The following is a 16940-nucleotide window of genomic DNA, read 5'->3' on the forward strand; positions in this document are numbered from 1 at the left end:
CACCGGATCCATCCCGCTCCCATGCGCCACCTCTTCGCCCTTTCCATCCTGTGCACGGCCGCTCCTGCGCTGGCCCAACGCAGCTACACCTATCGCTCGGTGCCTGGGGACCTCACCGACACGCGCATCTACACCTTGGACAACGGCCTGGAGGTGTGGCTGAGCCGCAACCCGGATGCACCGCGTGTGCAGACGAACATCGCCGTGCGGGCCGGAAGCAAGAACGACCCGGCCGACGCCACCGGACTGGCCCATTACCTGGAGCACATGCTCTTCAAGGGCACCTCCCGGATCGGAACGTCCAACTGGCCCGAGGAGCAGCGGCTGCTGAAGGCGATCAGCGACCAATACGAACGGCGCCGCGACACCAGGGACGAGGCCGGGCGGGACGCCATTTATCGGACCATCGACAGCCTCAGCCAGCTGGCGGCGGCGCTTGCCGTGCCCAACGAGTACGACAAGATGGTGAAGAGCATCGGCGCGCGCGGGACCAACGCCTACACGAGCACCGAACGCACCGTCTACATCAACGATGTGCCCAGCGATGAACTGGAGAAGTGGATGATGATCGAGAGCGAGCGCATGCAGGAGTGCGTGCTCCGGCTGTTCCATACCGAACTCGAGACCGTCTATGAGGAGTTCAACCGCAACCAGGACAACGACGGCCGGCTCGCCTACCAGAAGAAGAACGAACTATTGTACCCGCATCACCCGTACGGGACACAAACGACCATCGGCAGGGGAGAGCACCTGAAGGACCCGAGCATGGAGAAGATCCACGCCTTCTTCAAGGCCTGGTACGTGCCCAACAATATGGCCGTGGTGCTTGCGGGCGACATCGACCACGACCGGACGATCGCGCTCGTGGACAAGCACTTCGGCAAATGGGTGGCACGGGAGGTGCCTCGCTTTGACCACGACCCGGAACGCCCGCTCAACGGCCCGGTGGTGGCCGAGGTCACAGGACCTGACCGGGAATGGGCCACCCTGGCCTGGCGTTTCAAGGGGACCGGCAGCGCCGATCCCCTGATGCTGGAGCTGGTGGCCGGCTTGCTGAGCAATGGACAGGCGGGCCTGTTCGACCTCAACCTGGTGCAGGCGCAGCGCGTGCTCGATGCTTCGGCCTTTGCCATGGAACAGGCCGACCACAGCGAGTTCAACATCCGGGTGGAGCCGCGCGAAGGACAGTCGCTGGAGCAGGCCCGCGATCTGGCCCTGGAGCAGCTTGGTCTTCTGGCGAGCGGCACCTTCGACGACTGGCTCATCGGCGCCGTGGTGAACGACCTGAAGCTCCAGCGCATCCGCCAGTGGAGCGACAATAACGGACGGCGTGCCGCGGCCATGACCGATGCCTTCATTCTGCGCAAGGACTGGAAGGAGGTGCTGGCCGAGCACGACCGCATGGCCGCGATCACCAAGGACCAGGTGATGGCCTTCGTGAAGGAGCGGCTCGGCGCCGACCACGTCTGCGTGCTGAAGCGCTCCGGCGAGCGGACCGGCGTGCACAAGGTGACCAAGCCGCGCATCACGCCCATCGACATCAAGCGCGAGGGAAAGAGCGAATGGCGGCGTGCATGGGAGCAGGTCCCGGGCGCTGAACTGACCCCGGAGTTCGTGGATTTCGCCACGGCCATCGAGCGCCTCGACCTGGGCAAGGGGATCGAGCTCGCCCGTGTCCACAACCCGTCCAACGAGCTGTTCAGCCTGCGCTACATCCTGGACCTGGGCACCGACCACGACAAAGCGATGGAGGTGGCCGTGAAGTTCCTGCCCTACCTCGGCACCACCCGGTATTCCGCACCCGAACTGCGGAAGGAGCTCTTCAAGCTGGGCCTTTCGCTGGATGTGTTCGTGGGCAACGACCGGTGCTACGTGACCCTCAGCGGCCTGGAGCGGAACCTGCGTCAGGGTGTGGTGATGCTCGAGCATGTGCTGGCCGAGTGTCGTCCGGATGCGGAAGCCCTCGCCGGGTTGATCGCGGACATCCGGAAGGAGCGCCAGGACCAGGCCCGGAACAAGGGGGTGCTGCTCTCCGCCGCGCTCTTCAGCCAGGCCCGGTATGGCGCCCGTTCCCCGTTCAACGATGTGCTCACCGACGCCGAACTGAACGCGTTGAAGGCGGAGGACCTGGTGGCCCGCCTCCATGGGCTCACCTCCTACAAACACCGTGTGTTCCACTACGGAAGACAGGGGATCGACCAGGTGGAGGCCCTTTTGCGCGAGCTGCACACCACCCCCGCGGAACTGCGGGCGCTGCCTCCGGAGCGCGCGTATCCTGAAGTGCCGACCACCCGCAACGAGGTGCTCTTCGCCGAGTACGACATGGTGCAGACCGAGATGCTGCTCGTGAGCAAAGCGGGCCTCTTCGACGTGGAGAAAATGCCCTACGCGGCGCTGTTCAATGAGTACTTCGGCAGCGGTCTTAGCAGCATCGTGTTCCAGGAGATCCGTGAGTCGAAGGCGCTCGCCTACGGGGCGAGCGCGAGCTACACCACCCCGGCCGAGAAGCAGGAAGCGCACTACGTGCGCGCCTTCATCGGCACCCAGGCGGACAAACTGCCCGATGCGGTGGACGCGATGCTGCGCCTGATGAACGACATGCCCATGGCCGAGGCCCAGTTCGAAGGGGCACGGACCGCCGCGCGCAAGGTGATCGCCAGCACGCGCATCACCCGGGAGAACATCTACTGGCAGTGGGACGCGACCCAGCGTCGGGGCCTCGAAACCGATGTCCGCAAGCTCGTCTATGACCGGATCCCGCAGATCACCCTGCAGGATATGAAGGTCTTCTTCGACCGGGAGATCAAAGGGCGGCCATACACGTACTGCGTCATCGGCAAGGAGAGCGCGATGGACATCGAAGCCCTGGAGCGCCTGGGCCCGGTGCGGAAGCTGGATCGGGCCGAGCTGTTCGGGTTCGAGGTGGCCCCCTGAGGCAGCACAAGGCCCGCTTCCATCGTCCTTGCCCTGAAGACCATCCCATGAAGCACATCCTCCTCGCAGCATTGTCCGTCGCGACCGTGGCCGTTCGCGCACAGACCTTCTTCTATGTCGATCAGATCTCGGTCGCCCCCGCCGCGCCCGCTCCACAGGACAACATCACCATCGCCCTTTCCGGGGGGCTGGCCAGCACGGGCGCCTACGTGGTCAGCGCTTCGGCCAACGTCACCGGCAACACCGTCACACTGAACGTGGTGGCCGCCGACCCAGGGGGCTTCACGGTGATCGTTCCGCACACCGAACAGATCCCTGTGGGCCCTTTGCCGACCGGCACCTACACCATCGTGATCAACGGCACCTTCGTCGGGGACTTCGCTCCGCAACCCGAGCACACCTTCGTCGTGTCCGGCGGAGGCCTTCTCCCCGCCTGCGACAGTCTGGACATCCTCTCCGTGCAATGGGCACCGTTCGATCCTGGTGCAGTGGAAGTGATGGTGAGCAATGGCAGCAGCGAGCTGTTCAGCTACCCGGCCTTCGTGTTGCTCGATGATCAAGGCGACACCCTGGCGGTGGAGCAACCGAACTTCTTCGGGATCGGTGGCGGTCCGCAGATCCACACGCTCGCCGTGCATCCCCTGGCGCAGATGCCCTCGACCCCCTTCACGGCCACCCTGCACCTGTGGACCTGGTTCTACGACAGCCTGGCCTGTGAGCTGCCGGTGAACGTGGACCTGTGCCCATCCGGCCCCTGCGCACCGGTGCAGGTGCATCTTGGCAACTTCGGAGGTGCCATCGTCACTGGCCTGTTCGATTGGAACCTGCTGGATGGCGGCGGGAACACCGTGTTCTCCGGCACTTTGGAACTGGGCGCGTTGGAGTTCGATACCGCCACGGTGTGCCTGCCGCCCGGGACCTATACGCTGACGATGGTACAGCCCCAACCCGTGGGCGGTCAGCTCTATTATGGGGTGAGCGCTGGTCCTCTGGGCTCGTCGACCGTGTCGGAGCCGTTCCTGTCCGGCGGCACGGTGAACGAGCTGCCGTTCACCCTCTACGAGGCGTGCATCAATGCGGGCCAGTCCGTGGGGTCACCATCCATGGGCGTTGACCTCATCGTTCAGCAGGAGGGCGGCTCGGTGGTCGTGATCGCACCGGAGCCGCTGGGTCTGGTGGAGTTGCTTGACATGCGTGGCCGCTCCTGCGCACAGGTCGCTGCGGCCGGTACCCGGTGTGTGCTGACGACCGATGGTGTCGCTGGTGGGGTGTTCCTGGTGCGGGTCGTGGGCGATGGCACGGTGAGGACCCTGCGCATTCTGGTCCCCTGACCCGCGCAATTGCGACCTTCGGCCCATGAGCGGGGAGGGGCACGAGATCACGGCCGGGATCATCAACATCGGCGACGAGCTGCTGATCGGCCAGACGCTGAACACCAACGCCTCGTGGCTGGGCGAACAGTTGTCCCTTCAGGGCATCAGGCCTGTGGAGGTGCGCACCATCGGCGATGACCGGGAGCAGATCCTGACGACGTTGAGCGGGGCCACCGCGGATGTGGTCCTGATCACCGGCGGCCTGGGACCCACCAAGGACGACATCACGAAACACACCTTATGCACCTTCTTCGGCACCCGGTTGACCCGGAGGCCGGAGGTGGAGGCACGGATCGAAACCCTGTTCGCCCGGATGGGCCGTCCACTGCTGGAGATGAACCGGACACAGGCCGACCTGCCTGAAGCCTGTGCGGTGATCCCCAATCTGAACGGTACGGCCAGTGGCATGTGGTTCGAGCGACCGCGCGAAGACCGCGATACCCCGCGCGTGTTCATCAGCCTGCCCGGCGTGCCATACGAGCTCAAGGGGATGATGGAGACCGAGGTACTGCCCCGACTGCGGACGACCTTCTCACCCCCGGTGATCGTGCACCGCACACTGCTCACCACGGGGGCCGGGGAGAGCCAGGTGGCCACGCGGATCGCGGCCTGGGAGGAAGGGCTCGATGGAACAGGGATCAAGCTGGCCTACCTCCCGAGCCCGGGTCTGGTGAAGCTGCGGCTGAGCGCCTATGCCAACCGCGATGCCCGGGTGGCCCGCGATCGGGTGGACCGCAAGGCGGAGGAACTGCGCGCCCTGATCCCCGACCTGGTGTTCGGCGAAGGGACGACCCGCCTCGAAGAGGTGGTCGGGGGGCTCCTTCGCGACGCTGGACAAACGTTAAGCCTTGCCGAGAGCTGCACCGGCGGCTATCTCAGCCACCTCATTACCAGCGTGCCGGGCAGCTCCGCTTACTACATCGGCGGCGTGGTGAGCTACGCGAACGCCGTGAAGATGGAGGAGCTGGGGATCCCGGCGGGGATGCTCGAACTGAACGGGGCGGTGAGCCGGCCGGTGGTGGAGCAGATGGCCTCCGGTGTCCGTCAGGGTCTTCGGACGGACTGGAGCATCGCGTTGAGCGGGATCGCCGGCCCGGATGGCGGCACGCCCGAAAAACCCGTGGGCACCGTATGGATCGCCGTGGCCGGCCCCGATGGCGTGCGTTCCACGATGGTCCTGTTCCCGGGCAGCCGCGATCTGGTGATCAAGCGCAGTGCGATCGCCGCCCTGAACATGCTGCGCAAACGATTACCGCGGTCCGAGCCGTGAGCCGGACCTACACCACCGGCTTCCTCACCACCATGCTGTAGCCCAGCGCGTACGGCCCCTTGGTGCGTTCGCGGTTCCGGCGCGGCCAGCCGGTGGCGATCACCATGCGCGCGAAGGCCCAGTACACCCGGTTCATGAAGCCTACGGGGAAGAACTTGTTCACGCAGTCCATCAGCACGTCGGCATGGCCTCCGTAGGCCATGATGTGACGCGTTTCCAGGCCTGCGTCCTTGGCCAGGTGCTTCAGGGAGAACTCCGAGAAGTGCATGTACTCATGCGGATACTCGCCCATCCAGTAGGCGAACGGCGCGGTGATCACCATGTGCCCGCCGGGCTTCAGGATGCGCCTCAGTTCGGCCAGGAAGACATGCGGCCGGGTGATGTGCACCAGCATGTCCGAGGCCAGGATCGAGTCGAAGTGATCGTCGGGGAAGGGCAGGCGCGGCTCGGCATTGAGGTCAATGAAGTGGTCGAGCACATCCTTGGCATGGGGGCTGCCCGCCCAGTCCACACAGACCACCTCGGTGGCTTTGGGCTTGTACAGCTCGTAATAAGGCACCGGGCCACAGCCCACGTCCAGCACACGACCGGCAATGTGCTGCTCGATCAGCGGCAGGTAGTGGGCGTGTTGAAGCTCCGCGATGTAGAGGGAGCCTCCGAAGATGCCACGTCGGTTCGTGACGAAGCGTCCCGACCGTTGATCGCGAACGATCCGGGAGGGACGCCATTTCTCAGGGTCGCGCATGCAAGTGCCACGGTCCGGAGCACCGGCGGGCGCTGCGAAGATATCCGGCCGGTCCATGCGCCCAAGCCCATCAGGCCCGACGGCTCACCAGCACGTATCCCAGGGAGTAGGTCTCCCGGGTACGCTCGCGGTCGCGCCTCAGCCAGCCGGAGAAGTCCAGGATGCGCACCAGGCCGGTGAACAGACGATGCCCGATCCCTGTCGGGAACATCTTGTTGAGCGTGTCCATCAACACATCAGCCTGCCCGCCATAGGACCGCAACACTTGCACCTGCTGGCCCCCGCGGGCACAGAGCTCCTCCAAGGCGAACCGGCTGGGGTGGAAAAAGTCGTTGGGGTACTCGCAGAGCCAGTAGATGAAGGGGGTGGTGAGCACCAGATGTCCGCCAGGCCTGAGCACGCGGCTGATCTCGCGCATGAGCGCCCAAGGGTCGCGCACGTGGGCGATGACGTCGGTGAGGAGGACGGCATCAAAGGAGGCATCCGGGAAGGGGAGGGGACGATCGATATCGGCCACCACGTCCACCACGGCCCGTACGCGCTCGTCGGCACTGCGGTCCAGGCAGGTGACCGAGGAGGCCTTGGGCCGATAGACCTCGTAGTAGGGGGCCGTGCCGCAGCCCAGGTCGAGGACATCCCCGGCGATGTAGGTCTGGATCATGGACACGTACTCCACGCACTGGAGGTCGGCGATGTAGTGGGAGCCCGCCCACACCCGGGTCCGGTCGGCCCGGAAGCGGCCTGTCCGCGGATCTTTGACGAGCCTCGAGGGGCTCCATTGGTCGGGGTGGCGCATCGCCAAGGCACTGGGAACGCGGCAGTTGAACGTTCGGACGGTCTGGGAGGTTCCGGGATCTTGAACGAGCCGGGAAGATCCCTATATTTGCGCCCCCGAATCCGCAACGCCATGTCCAAGGTCTGCCAGATCACCGGTAAGCATGTGATCACCGGTCACAAGGTGAGCCACTCCAACGTGAAGACGAAGCGCACCTTCGCCCCGAACCTTCAGGACAAGCGTTATTTCGTGCCCGAGGAGAACAAGTGGGTGACGATCCGCGTGAGCGCGGCCGGCATGCGCACCATCGACAAGCTGGGCATCACCGAGGCCCTGAAGCGCGCCCGCGCCAAGGGCTTCTACACCGCCTGATCGGTCCATAACCAACGAAGCATCCAGTCATGGCCAAGAAAGGGAACCGCGTACAGGTGATCATGGAGTGCACCGAGCACAAGACCTCGGGCCAGCCGGGCACGTCCCGCTACATCACCACGAAGAACAGGAAGAACACCACCGAGCGCATGGAGCTGAAGAAGTACAATCCCATCCTGCGCCGGATGACCGTTCATAAAGAGATCAAGTAACCAGCGCTGCGGCGCGTGAGACATGGCAAAGAAGGTCGTTGCTACCCTGAAGAAAGCGGACGCCAAGGTGTTCACCAAGGTCATCCGCATGGTGAAGAACGCCAAGTCCGGGGGCTACCAGTTCCAGGAATCGGTGATGCCCGCCGACGAGGCGGACAAGTTCCTCGCCCAGAAGAAGTGATCGTCCGCACCATCGGACGTGCAAAGGCCTGCGCCATCCGGCTCGGGCCTTTGTGCATACGGGCATGACCATGGCGTTCTTCGGACTCTTCGGCAAGGAAAAACCCCAGGCACCGGCCGAGCGAGCGGCCTTGAGCGCGGGTCTCGAGCGCTCGCGTGGCGGCCTGCTCGGGAAGCTCGGCCGCATGCTGGTGGGCCGCACCACCGTGGACGATGCCGTCCTCGACGACCTGGAGGAGGTGCTCGTGAGCAGCGATGTGGGGGTGGAGACCACCCTGACCATCATCCGCCGTGTGCAGGAGCGGGTGGCTCGCGACAAGTACATGGGCACCGACGAACTGGACCGGATCCTTCGGGAGGAGATCATCGACCTGATGAAGGACCCCCCGCCGGTGCGTTCGGATGCCAAGCCCTATGTGATCATGGTGGTGGGCGTGAACGGGGTGGGCAAGACCACCACGATCGGCAAGCTGGCCCAGCGGTTGAAGAAGAACGGGCTGAGCGTGATGCTGGGCGCTGCCGACACGTTCCGCGCGGCTGCGGTGGACCAGCTGCGCATCTGGAGCGAAAGGGTGGGCGTGCCCATGGTGTCCCAAGGCATGGGCGCCGATCCTGCGGCCGTGGCCTACGATGCAGTGGAGAGCGCCAAGGCCCGGGGCGCCGATGTGGTCATCATCGACACAGCCGGCCGCCTGCACAACAAGGTGAACCTGATGAACGAGCTCTCCAAGGTGCGCAACGTGATGCGCAAGGTGGTGCCCGAAGCGCCCCATGAGGTGTTGCTCGTGCTGGACGCGAGCACCGGGCAGAACGCCATCGAGCAGGCCCGGCAGTTCACCAAGGCCACGGATGTCACCGCACTGGCGCTCACCAAGATCGATGGTACGGCCAAAGGGGGGGTGGCCATCGGCATCAGTCACGAGTTCCAGGTGCCGATCCGCTATCTGGGGATCGGGGAAGGCATCGATGACCTTCAGGAATTCGACCGGCGGACCTTCGTTGAAGGTCTCTTCGCACGGGATTGAGGGGCGTGGATCACACCGCCCTGCGCTCGTCGGAGCTTTCGTCGCCCGACATCTCGATGTCCATTTTCACACCGAGCAGTTCGGCGAAGTAGCTGCTGGACTCCAGCATGAACTCGTCATCCTCCTCCACCACCCAGATGATGCGTACCGGGGTGCCCATGACCTGGGCCTTGCGCACGCGGCCAAGCAGGATGTAAAGGGCCTTCAGCGAGGAGGAGTTGAAGTAGGTGAGCGCGATGCGCAGGGTCACCGGACCCCGGTTCACCGACAGGAAGATGTCCAGCCACTGGAAGATGGGCTGATAGAACTCTTGGGCGTGCTCCGGGATCGACACACCGGTGATCACGCAGTGGCCGGCCGCAGGTTCGAAGTGTACCTCAGGCGTGGTGCGCGTCGCAGGGATGTGCAGCGTGTGCATGGTGCGGAGTTCAGGAGCGGAGGACGGTCGTGACCTGGCTGGTGCATCGATAGACACCATCGTGCTCGGGATGGACCTCGGCCGTGATGCGGTTGCCCACCTTGCGTGCGATCTGCAGCATGCCCAGGCCGGCGCCGCCCTTCTCGCCGAAGGCGGGGTCCTGCAGCTGCTGCTTGAAGGCCTCGGCGATCTGCTCGGAGGACATGCTCTGGATGGAGGCCACGATGGAGAGCAGGCGTTCGGCATCGGCCTTTTCCGCCAGGTTGCTGATCTCGATCACCAGCTCGGGTCCCTGGATGCGCCATTGGAAGGAGACGCTGCCGGCCGAGCAGTAGCGCTGCGCGTTGTCGAGCAGCTCCACGGCCACGCCGAAGAGCTTCTTGAGGTCGCCGCGGGAACCCAGGTTGGTGAGCGCGATGGCCATCAGCAGGTCGGTGAGCTGCACGCGCACCTCGCTGTTGAGCAGGCCTTCGTACCGGATGAGGTTGCTGTTGGGGGCGTTCATCGCAGCCGCTTGAACGCCTGCCGGCCCCGATGGGTTACGCGGCCGGCAGGGCCATCTCGACGGTGGTGCCACCCGGACCGCTGTGGATCAGGGCTTTGGCATGCAGCAGGCGCATGCACTCGGAGATGATCACATAGCCCAGACCGAGGGCCGTGCCACCGGCCCGCCCGTGCCCTTCGTCCGTACCCTCCAGCTCCTTGCGGATGCGGTCCAGTTGCTCCGGGCTCATCCCGATCCCGTTGTCGCTGACGCGCAGCACGATGCCCGACCCCTCGGCGAGGTCGATCGTGATCCGCTCGGCCCGGCCATGCACCACGGCGTTCATCAGCAGGTTGTTGAGCACGATGGCCAGCACGTCCGGGTCGGTGGTCACCTGGGTGCCTTCGGGCACCGCGTTCTGCAGGTCGATGGTACCGCTCAGCTCGGAGATGCGGTCGATCGCCGCGCCCACGAAGCTCTGGAGGTCCACCTTCACCCGGCGGTCGGGATCCTCCACGTGGCGCGAACGGACCCAGCCGAGCAGGTCGCTGGCATTGGTGAAGAGCTTGCGGGTGGCGCCCTCCAGGTCCTGCAGGGTCAGGCCCAGCTCCCCGGGGTCCTCGCGCCGCTCCTGCATCATGCGGGCATCACGGGCCACGCGTGATACGAACCGAAGCGGGTGCACCAGGTCGTGCGCGATGATGGCGATGAGCTTCTCCTGGTGGTGCAGGGCGGCCTTCAGGTCGTCGTTGGCTTCGGAAAGCGCCTGGGTCCTCGCCTTCACCAGGGTTCCCAGCCGTGCATTGGCCGCGCGCAGGCGGAGGAGGTTCCAGCGGTGCAGGGCCAGACCGACCAGGGCTCCCAGGCACACGAAGCCCAGCCCGGCCCACAAGGTGCGGTACCAGGGGAAGGGCACGGACAGGAGCACGGCGAAGGCCTCGGGCTCACCGCGCAGCGCGCCGCCCACCTTGCGCACCACCAACCGCGTTTCGCCGGGGGGCAGCAGGCCGAGGCGCACCTCATCGCGATCCGTGGAGAGCAGGGTCCACCCGTCCTGCAAGCCTTCCAACCGCAGCTCAAGCTGTACCTGGGAACCGTTCCCCCAATGGGCGATGGCGTACTGCAGCACGACTTCGCCATGGTCCGCGGGCAACCGTACACGGTCGCTCAGCGGCACGACCACACCATCCACCCGAAGAGCGGTGGCTTGCAATCGCGCCGCAGGCCAGGGGTCGGGCACGCCGGCCGGATCGAAGCGCACGAGACCGCGCATCGACGGAAAGGAGAGTTCGCCGGTCGAGATCGCGAGGTAGGAGGGCATGCAGCCCCCGTTCAGCTCCGAGCCCATCATCCCGTCCTCTTCGTCGAAGCGTCCCATGAAGGGGCGTTGCGTGCTGTCGGCCACCCAGGCCTCCAGGTCCCGCCAGGTGGTGCGCAGAAGACCGTTGTTCGTCGGGATCCAGAGCCCGCCACGCTGGTCGGGGGCGAAGGCGTGCGTGTGCAACAACGCACCGCGTTCATCCATGGGCAGGCGGCGCAGTGATCGCCCGTCATGCACGAAGGCCCCTTGGCCGTAGGTGCCGATGAGCATCCGGTCGCCCCAGCGATGCAGGGCCCGTACGCAGGACCCGGTGAGCCCCGCGACCGGCTCGGGTCGTTGCACGGCCTCGTTGCCCAGGATGAAGGCACCATCACAGGTCCCGAACCACCAACGTCCATCGGCCGCGCGGCAGAGCGTGATGGGATCGCCGATCGATGCGGCCCCCTCGAACACCACCGACCAGTGGATGCTGTCGTTCCGCACCAGGCCGAAGGCCGAACGGTTCACCGCCCAGAGCGTATCGTGGTCCAGGACCATGGTGGTGCGCGCGCCGGTGCTGTTGGCCACAAGGGATGACCGGCCGGTGGCGGGATCGTACCGCTCGATGCCACCCTGGCGTGTGAGGTACAGCGCCCCCGACCGGTCATGGGCCAGGGAGAAGGGGTCGAGGCGCTTCAGCGGCGCGTAGGCCGGCACGCACCCCGCGGAGTCGAGCAGCACACCCGCACCCTGGTGGTCCACCGTGAAGGTGTGCCCGCCCGGCAGCTCGGCCTGAACATAGAACGAGTTGCCGTCCACGAGCGTGGGGTCCGAGCAGGACCAGGTGCCGAACCACTGCCGGCGATGGAGGAAGAGGCCTTGGGTGACCGTGGAGGTGGCCAGCACGGCGGCCACCTCATCGAACAGCAGCTGGGTGATGTCCGCCCGCGGCGGCAGGGTCACGTCGATCGCGCTTCCCCGCAGCATGGGTGTTGTGCCCGATGGATCATCGCGGTAGATGCGCACATGGTCGTCGACGAGATGCAGCACGAAGGGTTTGCCCGGTTGCTCGAACCAACGCCCGCCCGGCGGCGGCACGGGATCTAGGGCTACGGGTCGCAGCGTACCGGAGGCGGGGTCGAACCGGGTGATCGGACCGTCCGGATGCACGACATGGCCACCGGAAGGCAGAGCGAACAAGGCGCTGGGCTGAACAGGAAGCTCGATGGCACCGGCCATCACGGTGTCCTTCCACCAGGTGAGCCGTCGGTCCTGGAGCATGAGCCACATGACACTATCCTGAGCGCAGGTCCTGACATCCGACCAGCCCTTCCGTGCGACGGTCCGCAGCAGGAAGAGCAGATGGCGTTCGGTCGGCATCGTGCCGGTGGGATGGTAAGGAGCCGAACCTGCGGTGCCTAGGGCCACTGGGCTTTCGTCCTCCAACCGGTGGATGGCACCGGTCGACCCGATCGTAAGCAAGCGGCCCGTGGAGGTCCGCAGCAGGTGCACCTGCTGGCGTGGCGCGGTGGCTCCGTTCAGGGGAACGGCGCGCACGAACCGGCCGTCGCAGCGCGCCAGGCCCCCTTGGGTGGTGAGCCACAGGAAGCCATGCTCGTCCCACGCCATGTCGCCCACGCTGCTTTGGGGCAGGCCGTTGCGGTTGGTGAAGTGGCGCCATTCTGCGTAGTGCTGGGCGCATGCGTTCTGCGCCGGCCCGAGGGTGAGCAGCAGGGGCAGGAGGCCGAACAGCCACCGCGCGGCCATCAGTGCACGGCCTTGCGGTGCAATTGCACCACCGTCTGCAGGTCCAGGATGTTGTTCACCCCGAGCTTCTCGTAGATCCGGATCTTGTAGGTGCCCACGGTGGAGACCCCCAGTCCGAGCTTATCGGCCACATCCTTCACCCCTGCTCCGGTGAGCAGGAGGTCGAGCACCATGAGCTCCCGGGCCGAGAGCCGTTCCAAGGGATTGGTGTCCACCTCCACGGTATTGCTCGCCCGCGCGGCGCGGAGGGCAAGGTCCGGATTCAAGTACGACCTTCCGGCCAGCACAGCGTTCACCGCGGTCACCACATCCTCCTCGGCGGCTTCTTTGCTCACGTAGCCCATCGCGCCCATCTTCATGGTCTTCGTACCGTGGATGCGCGCGGGGTTCATGGAGTACACCAGCACGGGAGGCTGCAGGGGATCACTGCACAGCTTGGGCAGGATGTCCATGCCATTGCCGTCCGGGAACTGAAGGTCCAACACCAGCAGGTCGGGCCGGGGTGTCCGCGCCAGCCGCTCCCGAAGGGCGGCCAGATCGGCCACCTCCTCCACCTTCACCTGGGGTATCCGGAGGGCCATGAGGTTCTTGAAACCGCGCCGCACGATCGTGTGATCGTCGGCGATGAGGATGAGGGGATGGGCTTTGGACATGGCTCGTGCAAGGTACGCGGCGCGGACACAGCCATCAATGCCGGCACACGCGGCGGGCTACCTTCGCGCCTTCCGCACGCCCCGACCCTGTCCGCATGAAGGCCCGCACCCGCAAGCCCACCAAGGTCAACGTCGTCACCCTGGGCTGCTCGAAGAACACCTTCGACAGCGAGGTGATGATGGCCCAGCTGCGCGCCAACGGCATCGCCGTGGAGCACGAGGCCCGGCCCGACGGGCACAACGTGGTGGTGATCAACACCTGCGGCTTCATCGAGAACGCCAAGCAGGAGAGCATCGACACCATCCTGGGCTGGGCGGCGGCCAAGGACCGCGGCGAGGTGGAGAAGGTGTACGTCACCGGATGCCTCAGCCAGCGCTACGCGCCGGAGCTGAAGGAGGGCATCCCGCAGGTGGACGCCTGGTTCGGCACGCGCGACCTGCCCCGCCTGCTGAAGACCCTGAAGGCCGACTACAAGCACGAGCTGGTGGGCGAGCGGCTGCTGACCACCCCCGCGCACTTCGCCTACTTCAAGATCAGCGAGGGCTGCGACCGCAAATGCTCGTTCTGCGCCATCCCCCTGATGCGCGGCAAGCACGTGAGCACCCCGATGGAGCAGCTCGTCGCCCAGGCGAAGGGGCTCGCGGCGCAGGGGGTGAAGGAGCTCATGCTCATCGCGCAGGATCTCACCTACTACGGGCTGGACCTGTACGGTAAGCGCAACCTGGCCGAACTGCTCGAACACCTGAGCGATGTGGAGGGCATCGACTGGATCCGCTTGCACTACGCCTTCCCCAGCGGCTTCCCCATGGAGGTGCTCGATGTGATGCGCGAACGGCCGACCATCTGCAATTACCTGGACATGCCGCTGCAGCACGGCAGCACACGCATGCTCACTCGCATGCGGCGCGGCATCACGCAGGAGAAGACCGAGGCGCTGGTGGACACCATCCGCGACACCGTGCCCGGCATCGCCATCCGCACCACTTTGATCGCGGGCTTCCCGGGAGAGACCGAGGACGACCACGCCGACAACCTGCGCTGGATCGAGCGGATGCGCTTCGACCGGCTGGGCTGCTTCACGTACAGCCACGAGGAGGACACCCACGCCCACACCATGGCCGACGATGTGCCGGCCGACGTGAAGGAGCAACGCGCCCAGGAGGTGATGGACCTGCAGGCCGGCATCAGCCTGGAGCTGAACCAGGCCAAGGTGGGCCGGACCTACCGCGTGCTGGTGGACAAGGCCGAAGGCGGCCACTACATCGCCCGCACCGAGTTCGACAGCCCCGAGGTGGACAACGAGGTGCTGATCCCCACCGCGTCCGGTCATCTGCGCATCGGCGACTTCGCCGAGGTGCGGATCACGGCGGCCCGGGAGCACCACCTGGAGGGGGTGCCGGCCTAGTCCTCGGGCTCCGATCCGCCACCGCCGGCCAGCCCACTGAAGTAGCCGGTGAGCGCCACGCGCTGGTCCATGGAAAGGCGCGCATCACCATGGGTCCACGTGTACTCGGTGAGCGGCATCTCTTCCTTCTTGATCATCTCGATGGCCTCGTCGGCCACGTGGGCGCGGTCATCGGCCGCATAGCTGCCCCAGCTGGAGGCATCGAAGTGTTCACGGCCTTCATCGATGTGGTGCTGCAGCCACCAGTTCACCGGCGTAAGGGCGGCGTACCACGGGTAGTGCGGTTGGCCGCTGTGGCAATCGTAGCACGCCGTGCGCAACAGCTGCTCCACCTCGGCAGAAGGCGAGGTCAGCGCGATCAGGTCGCGGGCAGGATCCACCGGTTCGGCGATACGTGTGGGCCGGATGAACTGGGCGCAACCGAAGAGGGCGGCCAGGACCAAGAGGGCACGCCTGAGGCGTTTCATCGCTTCTCGAGCTCAAGGACCACCGCTACGGCGTTGCGGTCCGCCGGTCCGGTGGCGCCGATGGTCTCCCCATCGGTGAAGCGGACGCCGGTGCTGAGCTCAGCGCCGAGCACATCCTGCAGCTTGGCCGCCAGGCCACGGGCCGCACTGGCCTTCAACTGCTCGTTGAGCTTGCGGTAGTCCACCGGCTGGTTATACACCACCACGGCCATCACGTCCACGGTGCCCACCGCATCAGCCTCCAGGCTGTGGTCGCTGGGGAAGAGGCGCGTGCCGGTGATGCCGCAGTAGGGCGAGTGCTTATCGGTGTATGGGAACAGGACGTAGCTGCTGCCATCGGTCTCCTCGCCGAAGAGGTAGGTGTAGCACTCGGTGTTGTTCGTCACCTCCACCTTGAAGCGGGTGCCCTTGGCGATGGGGCTCACCGTGCGGAAGACGTTGCCGCCGGTGCCGCGCAGCGCGATGTTGGACCCGGTGGCGTTGTCCACGAAGCCGAAGCGCAGGTCGAAGGAGGACGGCTTCACGTCCACGCCGTCGCCCTGTGGGTACACGGCATAAGCCTCCTTCCCGAAGTGGTATTCATGATCAAGAAGCCGCCGGATTCGCCGAACTTGTAGTCGTCGTAGCCCACCACACACATGGCGTGTCCGCCGAAGCCGGCCTGGGCGTAGTCGCGTTCGTTCGGCAGCCAGGCCTCCTGGCCCTCCATCTCCTGCATGAAGCTGCCGCCCACCATCATGCCGATCACGATGGGCGAACCCTGGGCCAGGTGCTGCTTCATAGCGAGCATGTCGGTGCGCTGCTCGTCGGCACCGAGGGTGAGGCGCTGGAAGCCCTTGATGCGGTACTGCCGCGCCTGCTGCCGCTCCTGGTCGCTGGGCTGCTTGCTGCAGCTCTGGTCGGTGTAGGCGAAGCGGCTGTAGGGAAGGACGCCGCCGTCGAGCATGTTCTCCATGGCGCGGTAGATGTAGCTGCCCTGGCAGTCGCTGTTATCGATCTTGATCTGGTTGTACAGGTAACTGGGGCTGAAGGCGTCCGCGGAGCCGGGCGTGGTGCCGGTGGCCCTGGCCTGTACGATGGTGCGCGCGGCGTAGGCACTGGCCCAGGCCACGCAGCTGCCCTGCTGGCCCTGGTTGAGGCGCGGCGGACAGAAGCGCTCCAGCGTCACCCGTTCGGGCAGCGGGTTCTTCACGTTGTCGGCCAGGGGTTCGTACACCTCGGCCTGGTCGTAGAGCTTGGGATCGAAGTTGGCGCCCGTGGCGAAGGAGGCGAGCTGGCCGATCATGTCGCCGCCGCCACCGCCCGCGCAGCCCTTCATGCCGCCCAGGAAGTAGAAGAGGCCGAAGCCCACCAGCACCACCAGCATCAGCTTGGGGTTCTTCATCAGCAGGCCGATCAGCAGGGGCAGCAGGGAGCCCATGCCGCCACCACCACCACCGCCGCGACGGGGTGGAGTGGGGGAGCTGCGCCGCGGCTGCGGGTCGTCGGGGGTCATCCGGATGGGCATGGCGAAAGGGGTTCGTTCGGTCGCGCAGCGCGCCTGTCCACGGTCATGGTGC

17 protein-coding genes are annotated in these 16940 nt (G+C 65.9%); 8 read left to right on the forward strand and 9 right to left on the reverse strand.

Going from position 1 to position 16940, the window contains the following annotated elements:
* Window positions 1-21 precede the first annotated feature (21 nt).
* Genes IPJ87_05655 through IPJ87_05665 form a run of 3 tightly spaced genes read left to right on the forward strand, consistent with a single transcriptional unit; the run spans window position 22 to window position 5577 of the window.
* On the forward strand, window positions 22-2934 hold the full coding sequence (locus IPJ87_05655; protein MBK7941344.1) for an insulinase family protein: 2913 nt from the start codon (window positions 22-24) through the stop codon (window positions 2932-2934).
* A gap of 47 nt (window positions 2935-2981) precedes the next feature.
* Window positions 2982-4265 carry a hypothetical protein gene (locus IPJ87_05660; GenBank protein MBK7941345.1) on the forward strand — a complete coding sequence of 428 codons (1284 nt, stop codon included), beginning with the start codon at window positions 2982-2984 and terminating at the stop codon, window positions 4263-4265.
* A 25-nt stretch (window positions 4266-4290) separates the two neighbouring features.
* Entirely contained in the window at window positions 4291-5577 is a 1287-nt protein-coding gene (locus tag IPJ87_05665; GenBank protein ID MBK7941346.1) for a CinA family nicotinamide mononucleotide deamidase-related protein, read from the forward strand.
* 7 nt (window positions 5578-5584) lie between these two features.
* Here the strand turns inward: IPJ87_05665 and IPJ87_05670 are convergent, their stop codons facing one another.
* Window positions 5585-6322, reverse strand: coding sequence for a class I SAM-dependent methyltransferase (locus IPJ87_05670; protein MBK7941347.1), 738 nt, complete (start codon window positions 6320-6322; stop codon window positions 5585-5587).
* A 70-nt stretch (window positions 6323-6392) separates the two neighbouring features.
* A complete protein-coding gene (locus IPJ87_05675; GenBank protein MBK7941348.1) occupies window positions 6393-7118 on the reverse strand; it encodes a class I SAM-dependent methyltransferase in 726 nt (241 codons plus the stop codon).
* Between the two features lie 111 nt (window positions 7119-7229).
* Between IPJ87_05675 and rpmB the strand changes: the two genes are divergently transcribed.
* The 4 genes from rpmB (at window position 7230) to ftsY (ending at window position 8886) form a co-directional block, all read left to right on the forward strand.
* Window positions 7230-7469 carry a 50S ribosomal protein L28 gene (gene rpmB, locus IPJ87_05680; GenBank protein MBK7941349.1) on the forward strand — a complete coding sequence of 80 codons (240 nt, stop codon included), beginning with the start codon at window positions 7230-7232 and terminating at the stop codon, window positions 7467-7469.
* Between the two features lie 29 nt (window positions 7470-7498).
* Window positions 7499-7681 carry a 50S ribosomal protein L33 gene (rpmG, locus tag IPJ87_05685; protein MBK7941350.1) on the forward strand — a complete coding sequence of 61 codons (183 nt, stop codon included), beginning with the start codon at window positions 7499-7501 and terminating at the stop codon, window positions 7679-7681.
* A gap of 22 nt (window positions 7682-7703) precedes the next feature.
* Window positions 7704-7862, forward strand: coding sequence for a DUF4295 domain-containing protein (locus IPJ87_05690; protein MBK7941351.1), 159 nt, complete (start codon window positions 7704-7706; stop codon window positions 7860-7862).
* A 70-nt stretch (window positions 7863-7932) separates the two neighbouring features.
* Complete coding sequence (gene ftsY / locus IPJ87_05695; protein MBK7941352.1) at window positions 7933-8886, forward strand: signal recognition particle-docking protein FtsY; 954 nt, start codon at window positions 7933-7935, stop codon at window positions 8884-8886.
* Window positions 8887-8896: 10 nt separating this feature from the next.
* On the opposite strand, the gene IPJ87_05700 is transcribed toward ftsY, so the two are convergent.
* The 4 genes from IPJ87_05700 to IPJ87_05715 are packed head-to-tail and all read right to left on the reverse strand — an operon-like array spanning window position 8897 to window position 13508.
* On the reverse strand, window positions 8897-9304 hold the full coding sequence (locus tag IPJ87_05700) for a DUF1987 domain-containing protein (GenBank protein ID MBK7941353.1): 408 nt from the start codon (window positions 9302-9304) through the stop codon (window positions 8897-8899).
* 10 nt (window positions 9305-9314) lie between these two features.
* Entirely contained in the window at window positions 9315-9809 is a 495-nt protein-coding gene (locus tag IPJ87_05705; GenBank protein MBK7941354.1) for a hypothetical protein, read from the reverse strand.
* A 34-nt stretch (window positions 9810-9843) separates the two neighbouring features.
* Complete coding sequence (locus tag IPJ87_05710; GenBank protein ID MBK7941355.1) at window positions 9844-12855, reverse strand: hypothetical protein; 3012 nt, start codon at window positions 12853-12855, stop codon at window positions 9844-9846.
* Window positions 12855-13508 carry a response regulator transcription factor gene (locus tag IPJ87_05715; protein MBK7941356.1) on the reverse strand — a complete coding sequence of 218 codons (654 nt, stop codon included), beginning with the start codon at window positions 13506-13508 and terminating at the stop codon, window positions 12855-12857. The genes IPJ87_05710 and IPJ87_05715 overlap by 1 nt, the downstream gene beginning before the upstream one ends.
* A 95-nt stretch (window positions 13509-13603) precedes the next feature.
* Between IPJ87_05715 and rimO the strand changes: the two genes are divergently transcribed.
* Complete coding sequence (gene rimO / locus IPJ87_05720; GenBank protein MBK7941357.1) at window positions 13604-14914, forward strand: 30S ribosomal protein S12 methylthiotransferase RimO; 1311 nt, start codon at window positions 13604-13606, stop codon at window positions 14912-14914.
* Here the strand turns inward: rimO and IPJ87_05725 are convergent.
* Genes IPJ87_05725 through IPJ87_05735 form a run of 3 tightly spaced genes read right to left on the reverse strand, consistent with a single transcriptional unit; the run spans window position 14911 to window position 16888 of the window.
* Window positions 14911-15381, reverse strand: a complete 471-nt coding sequence (locus IPJ87_05725) for a heme-binding domain-containing protein (GenBank protein MBK7941358.1) — start codon at window positions 15379-15381, stop codon at window positions 14911-14913. The genes rimO and IPJ87_05725 overlap by 4 nt on opposite strands.
* Entirely contained in the window at window positions 15378-15932 is a 555-nt protein-coding gene (locus tag IPJ87_05730; protein MBK7941359.1) for a hypothetical protein, read from the reverse strand. The genes IPJ87_05725 and IPJ87_05730 overlap by 4 nt, the downstream gene beginning before the upstream one ends.
* On the reverse strand, window positions 15902-16888 hold the full coding sequence (locus IPJ87_05735; GenBank protein ID MBK7941360.1) for a C1 family peptidase: 987 nt from the start codon (window positions 16886-16888) through the stop codon (window positions 15902-15904). The genes IPJ87_05730 and IPJ87_05735 overlap by 31 nt, the downstream gene beginning before the upstream one ends.
* Window positions 16889-16940: the final 52 nt, after the last annotated feature.

The organism is Flavobacteriales bacterium (assembly GCA_016713875.1).
Taxonomy (GTDB): Bacteria; Bacteroidota; Bacteroidia; order Flavobacteriales_F; family PHOS-HE28; genus PHOS-HE28.

What these genes read in the sequence shown, in the direction of transcription:
- IPJ87_05655 (MBK7941344.1), top strand. Translation starts at nt 22, where the DNA reads ATGCGCCACCTCTTCGCCCTTTCCATCCTGTGCACGGCCGCTCCTGCG.
- IPJ87_05670 (MBK7941347.1), bottom strand. Translation starts at nt 6,322, where the DNA reads ATGCGCGACCCTGAGAAATGGCGTCCCTCCCGGATCGTTCGCGATCAA.
- ftsY (MBK7941352.1), top strand. Translation starts at nt 7,933, where the DNA reads ATGGCGTTCTTCGGACTCTTCGGCAAGGAAAAACCCCAGGCACCGGCC.
- IPJ87_05700 (MBK7941353.1), bottom strand. Translation starts at nt 9,304, where the DNA reads ATGCACACGCTGCACATCCCTGCGACGCGCACCACGCCTGAGGTACAC.
- IPJ87_05690 (MBK7941351.1), top strand. Translation starts at nt 7,704, where the DNA reads ATGGCAAAGAAGGTCGTTGCTACCCTGAAGAAAGCGGACGCCAAGGTG.
- IPJ87_05710 (MBK7941355.1), bottom strand. Translation starts at nt 12,855, where the DNA reads ATGGCCGCGCGGTGGCTGTTCGGCCTCCTGCCCCTGCTGCTCACCCTC.
- IPJ87_05735 (MBK7941360.1), bottom strand. Translation starts at nt 16,888, where the DNA reads ATGCCCATCCGGATGACCCCCGACGACCCGCAGCCGCGGCGCAGCTCC.
- rpmG (MBK7941350.1), top strand. Translation starts at nt 7,499, where the DNA reads ATGGCCAAGAAAGGGAACCGCGTACAGGTGATCATGGAGTGCACCGAG.
- rimO (MBK7941357.1), top strand. Translation starts at nt 13,604, where the DNA reads ATGAAGGCCCGCACCCGCAAGCCCACCAAGGTCAACGTCGTCACCCTG.
- rpmB (MBK7941349.1), top strand. Translation starts at nt 7,230, where the DNA reads ATGTCCAAGGTCTGCCAGATCACCGGTAAGCATGTGATCACCGGTCAC.
- IPJ87_05660 (MBK7941345.1), top strand. Translation starts at nt 2,982, where the DNA reads ATGAAGCACATCCTCCTCGCAGCATTGTCCGTCGCGACCGTGGCCGTT.
- IPJ87_05705 (MBK7941354.1), bottom strand. Translation starts at nt 9,809, where the DNA reads ATGAACGCCCCCAACAGCAACCTCATCCGGTACGAAGGCCTGCTCAAC.
- IPJ87_05665 (MBK7941346.1), top strand. Translation starts at nt 4,291, where the DNA reads ATGAGCGGGGAGGGGCACGAGATCACGGCCGGGATCATCAACATCGGC.
- IPJ87_05675 (MBK7941348.1), bottom strand. Translation starts at nt 7,118, where the DNA reads ATGCGCCACCCCGACCAATGGAGCCCCTCGAGGCTCGTCAAAGATCCG.
- IPJ87_05725 (MBK7941358.1), bottom strand. Translation starts at nt 15,381, where the DNA reads ATGAAACGCCTCAGGCGTGCCCTCTTGGTCCTGGCCGCCCTCTTCGGT.
- IPJ87_05715 (MBK7941356.1), bottom strand. Translation starts at nt 13,508, where the DNA reads ATGTCCAAAGCCCATCCCCTCATCCTCATCGCCGACGATCACACGATC.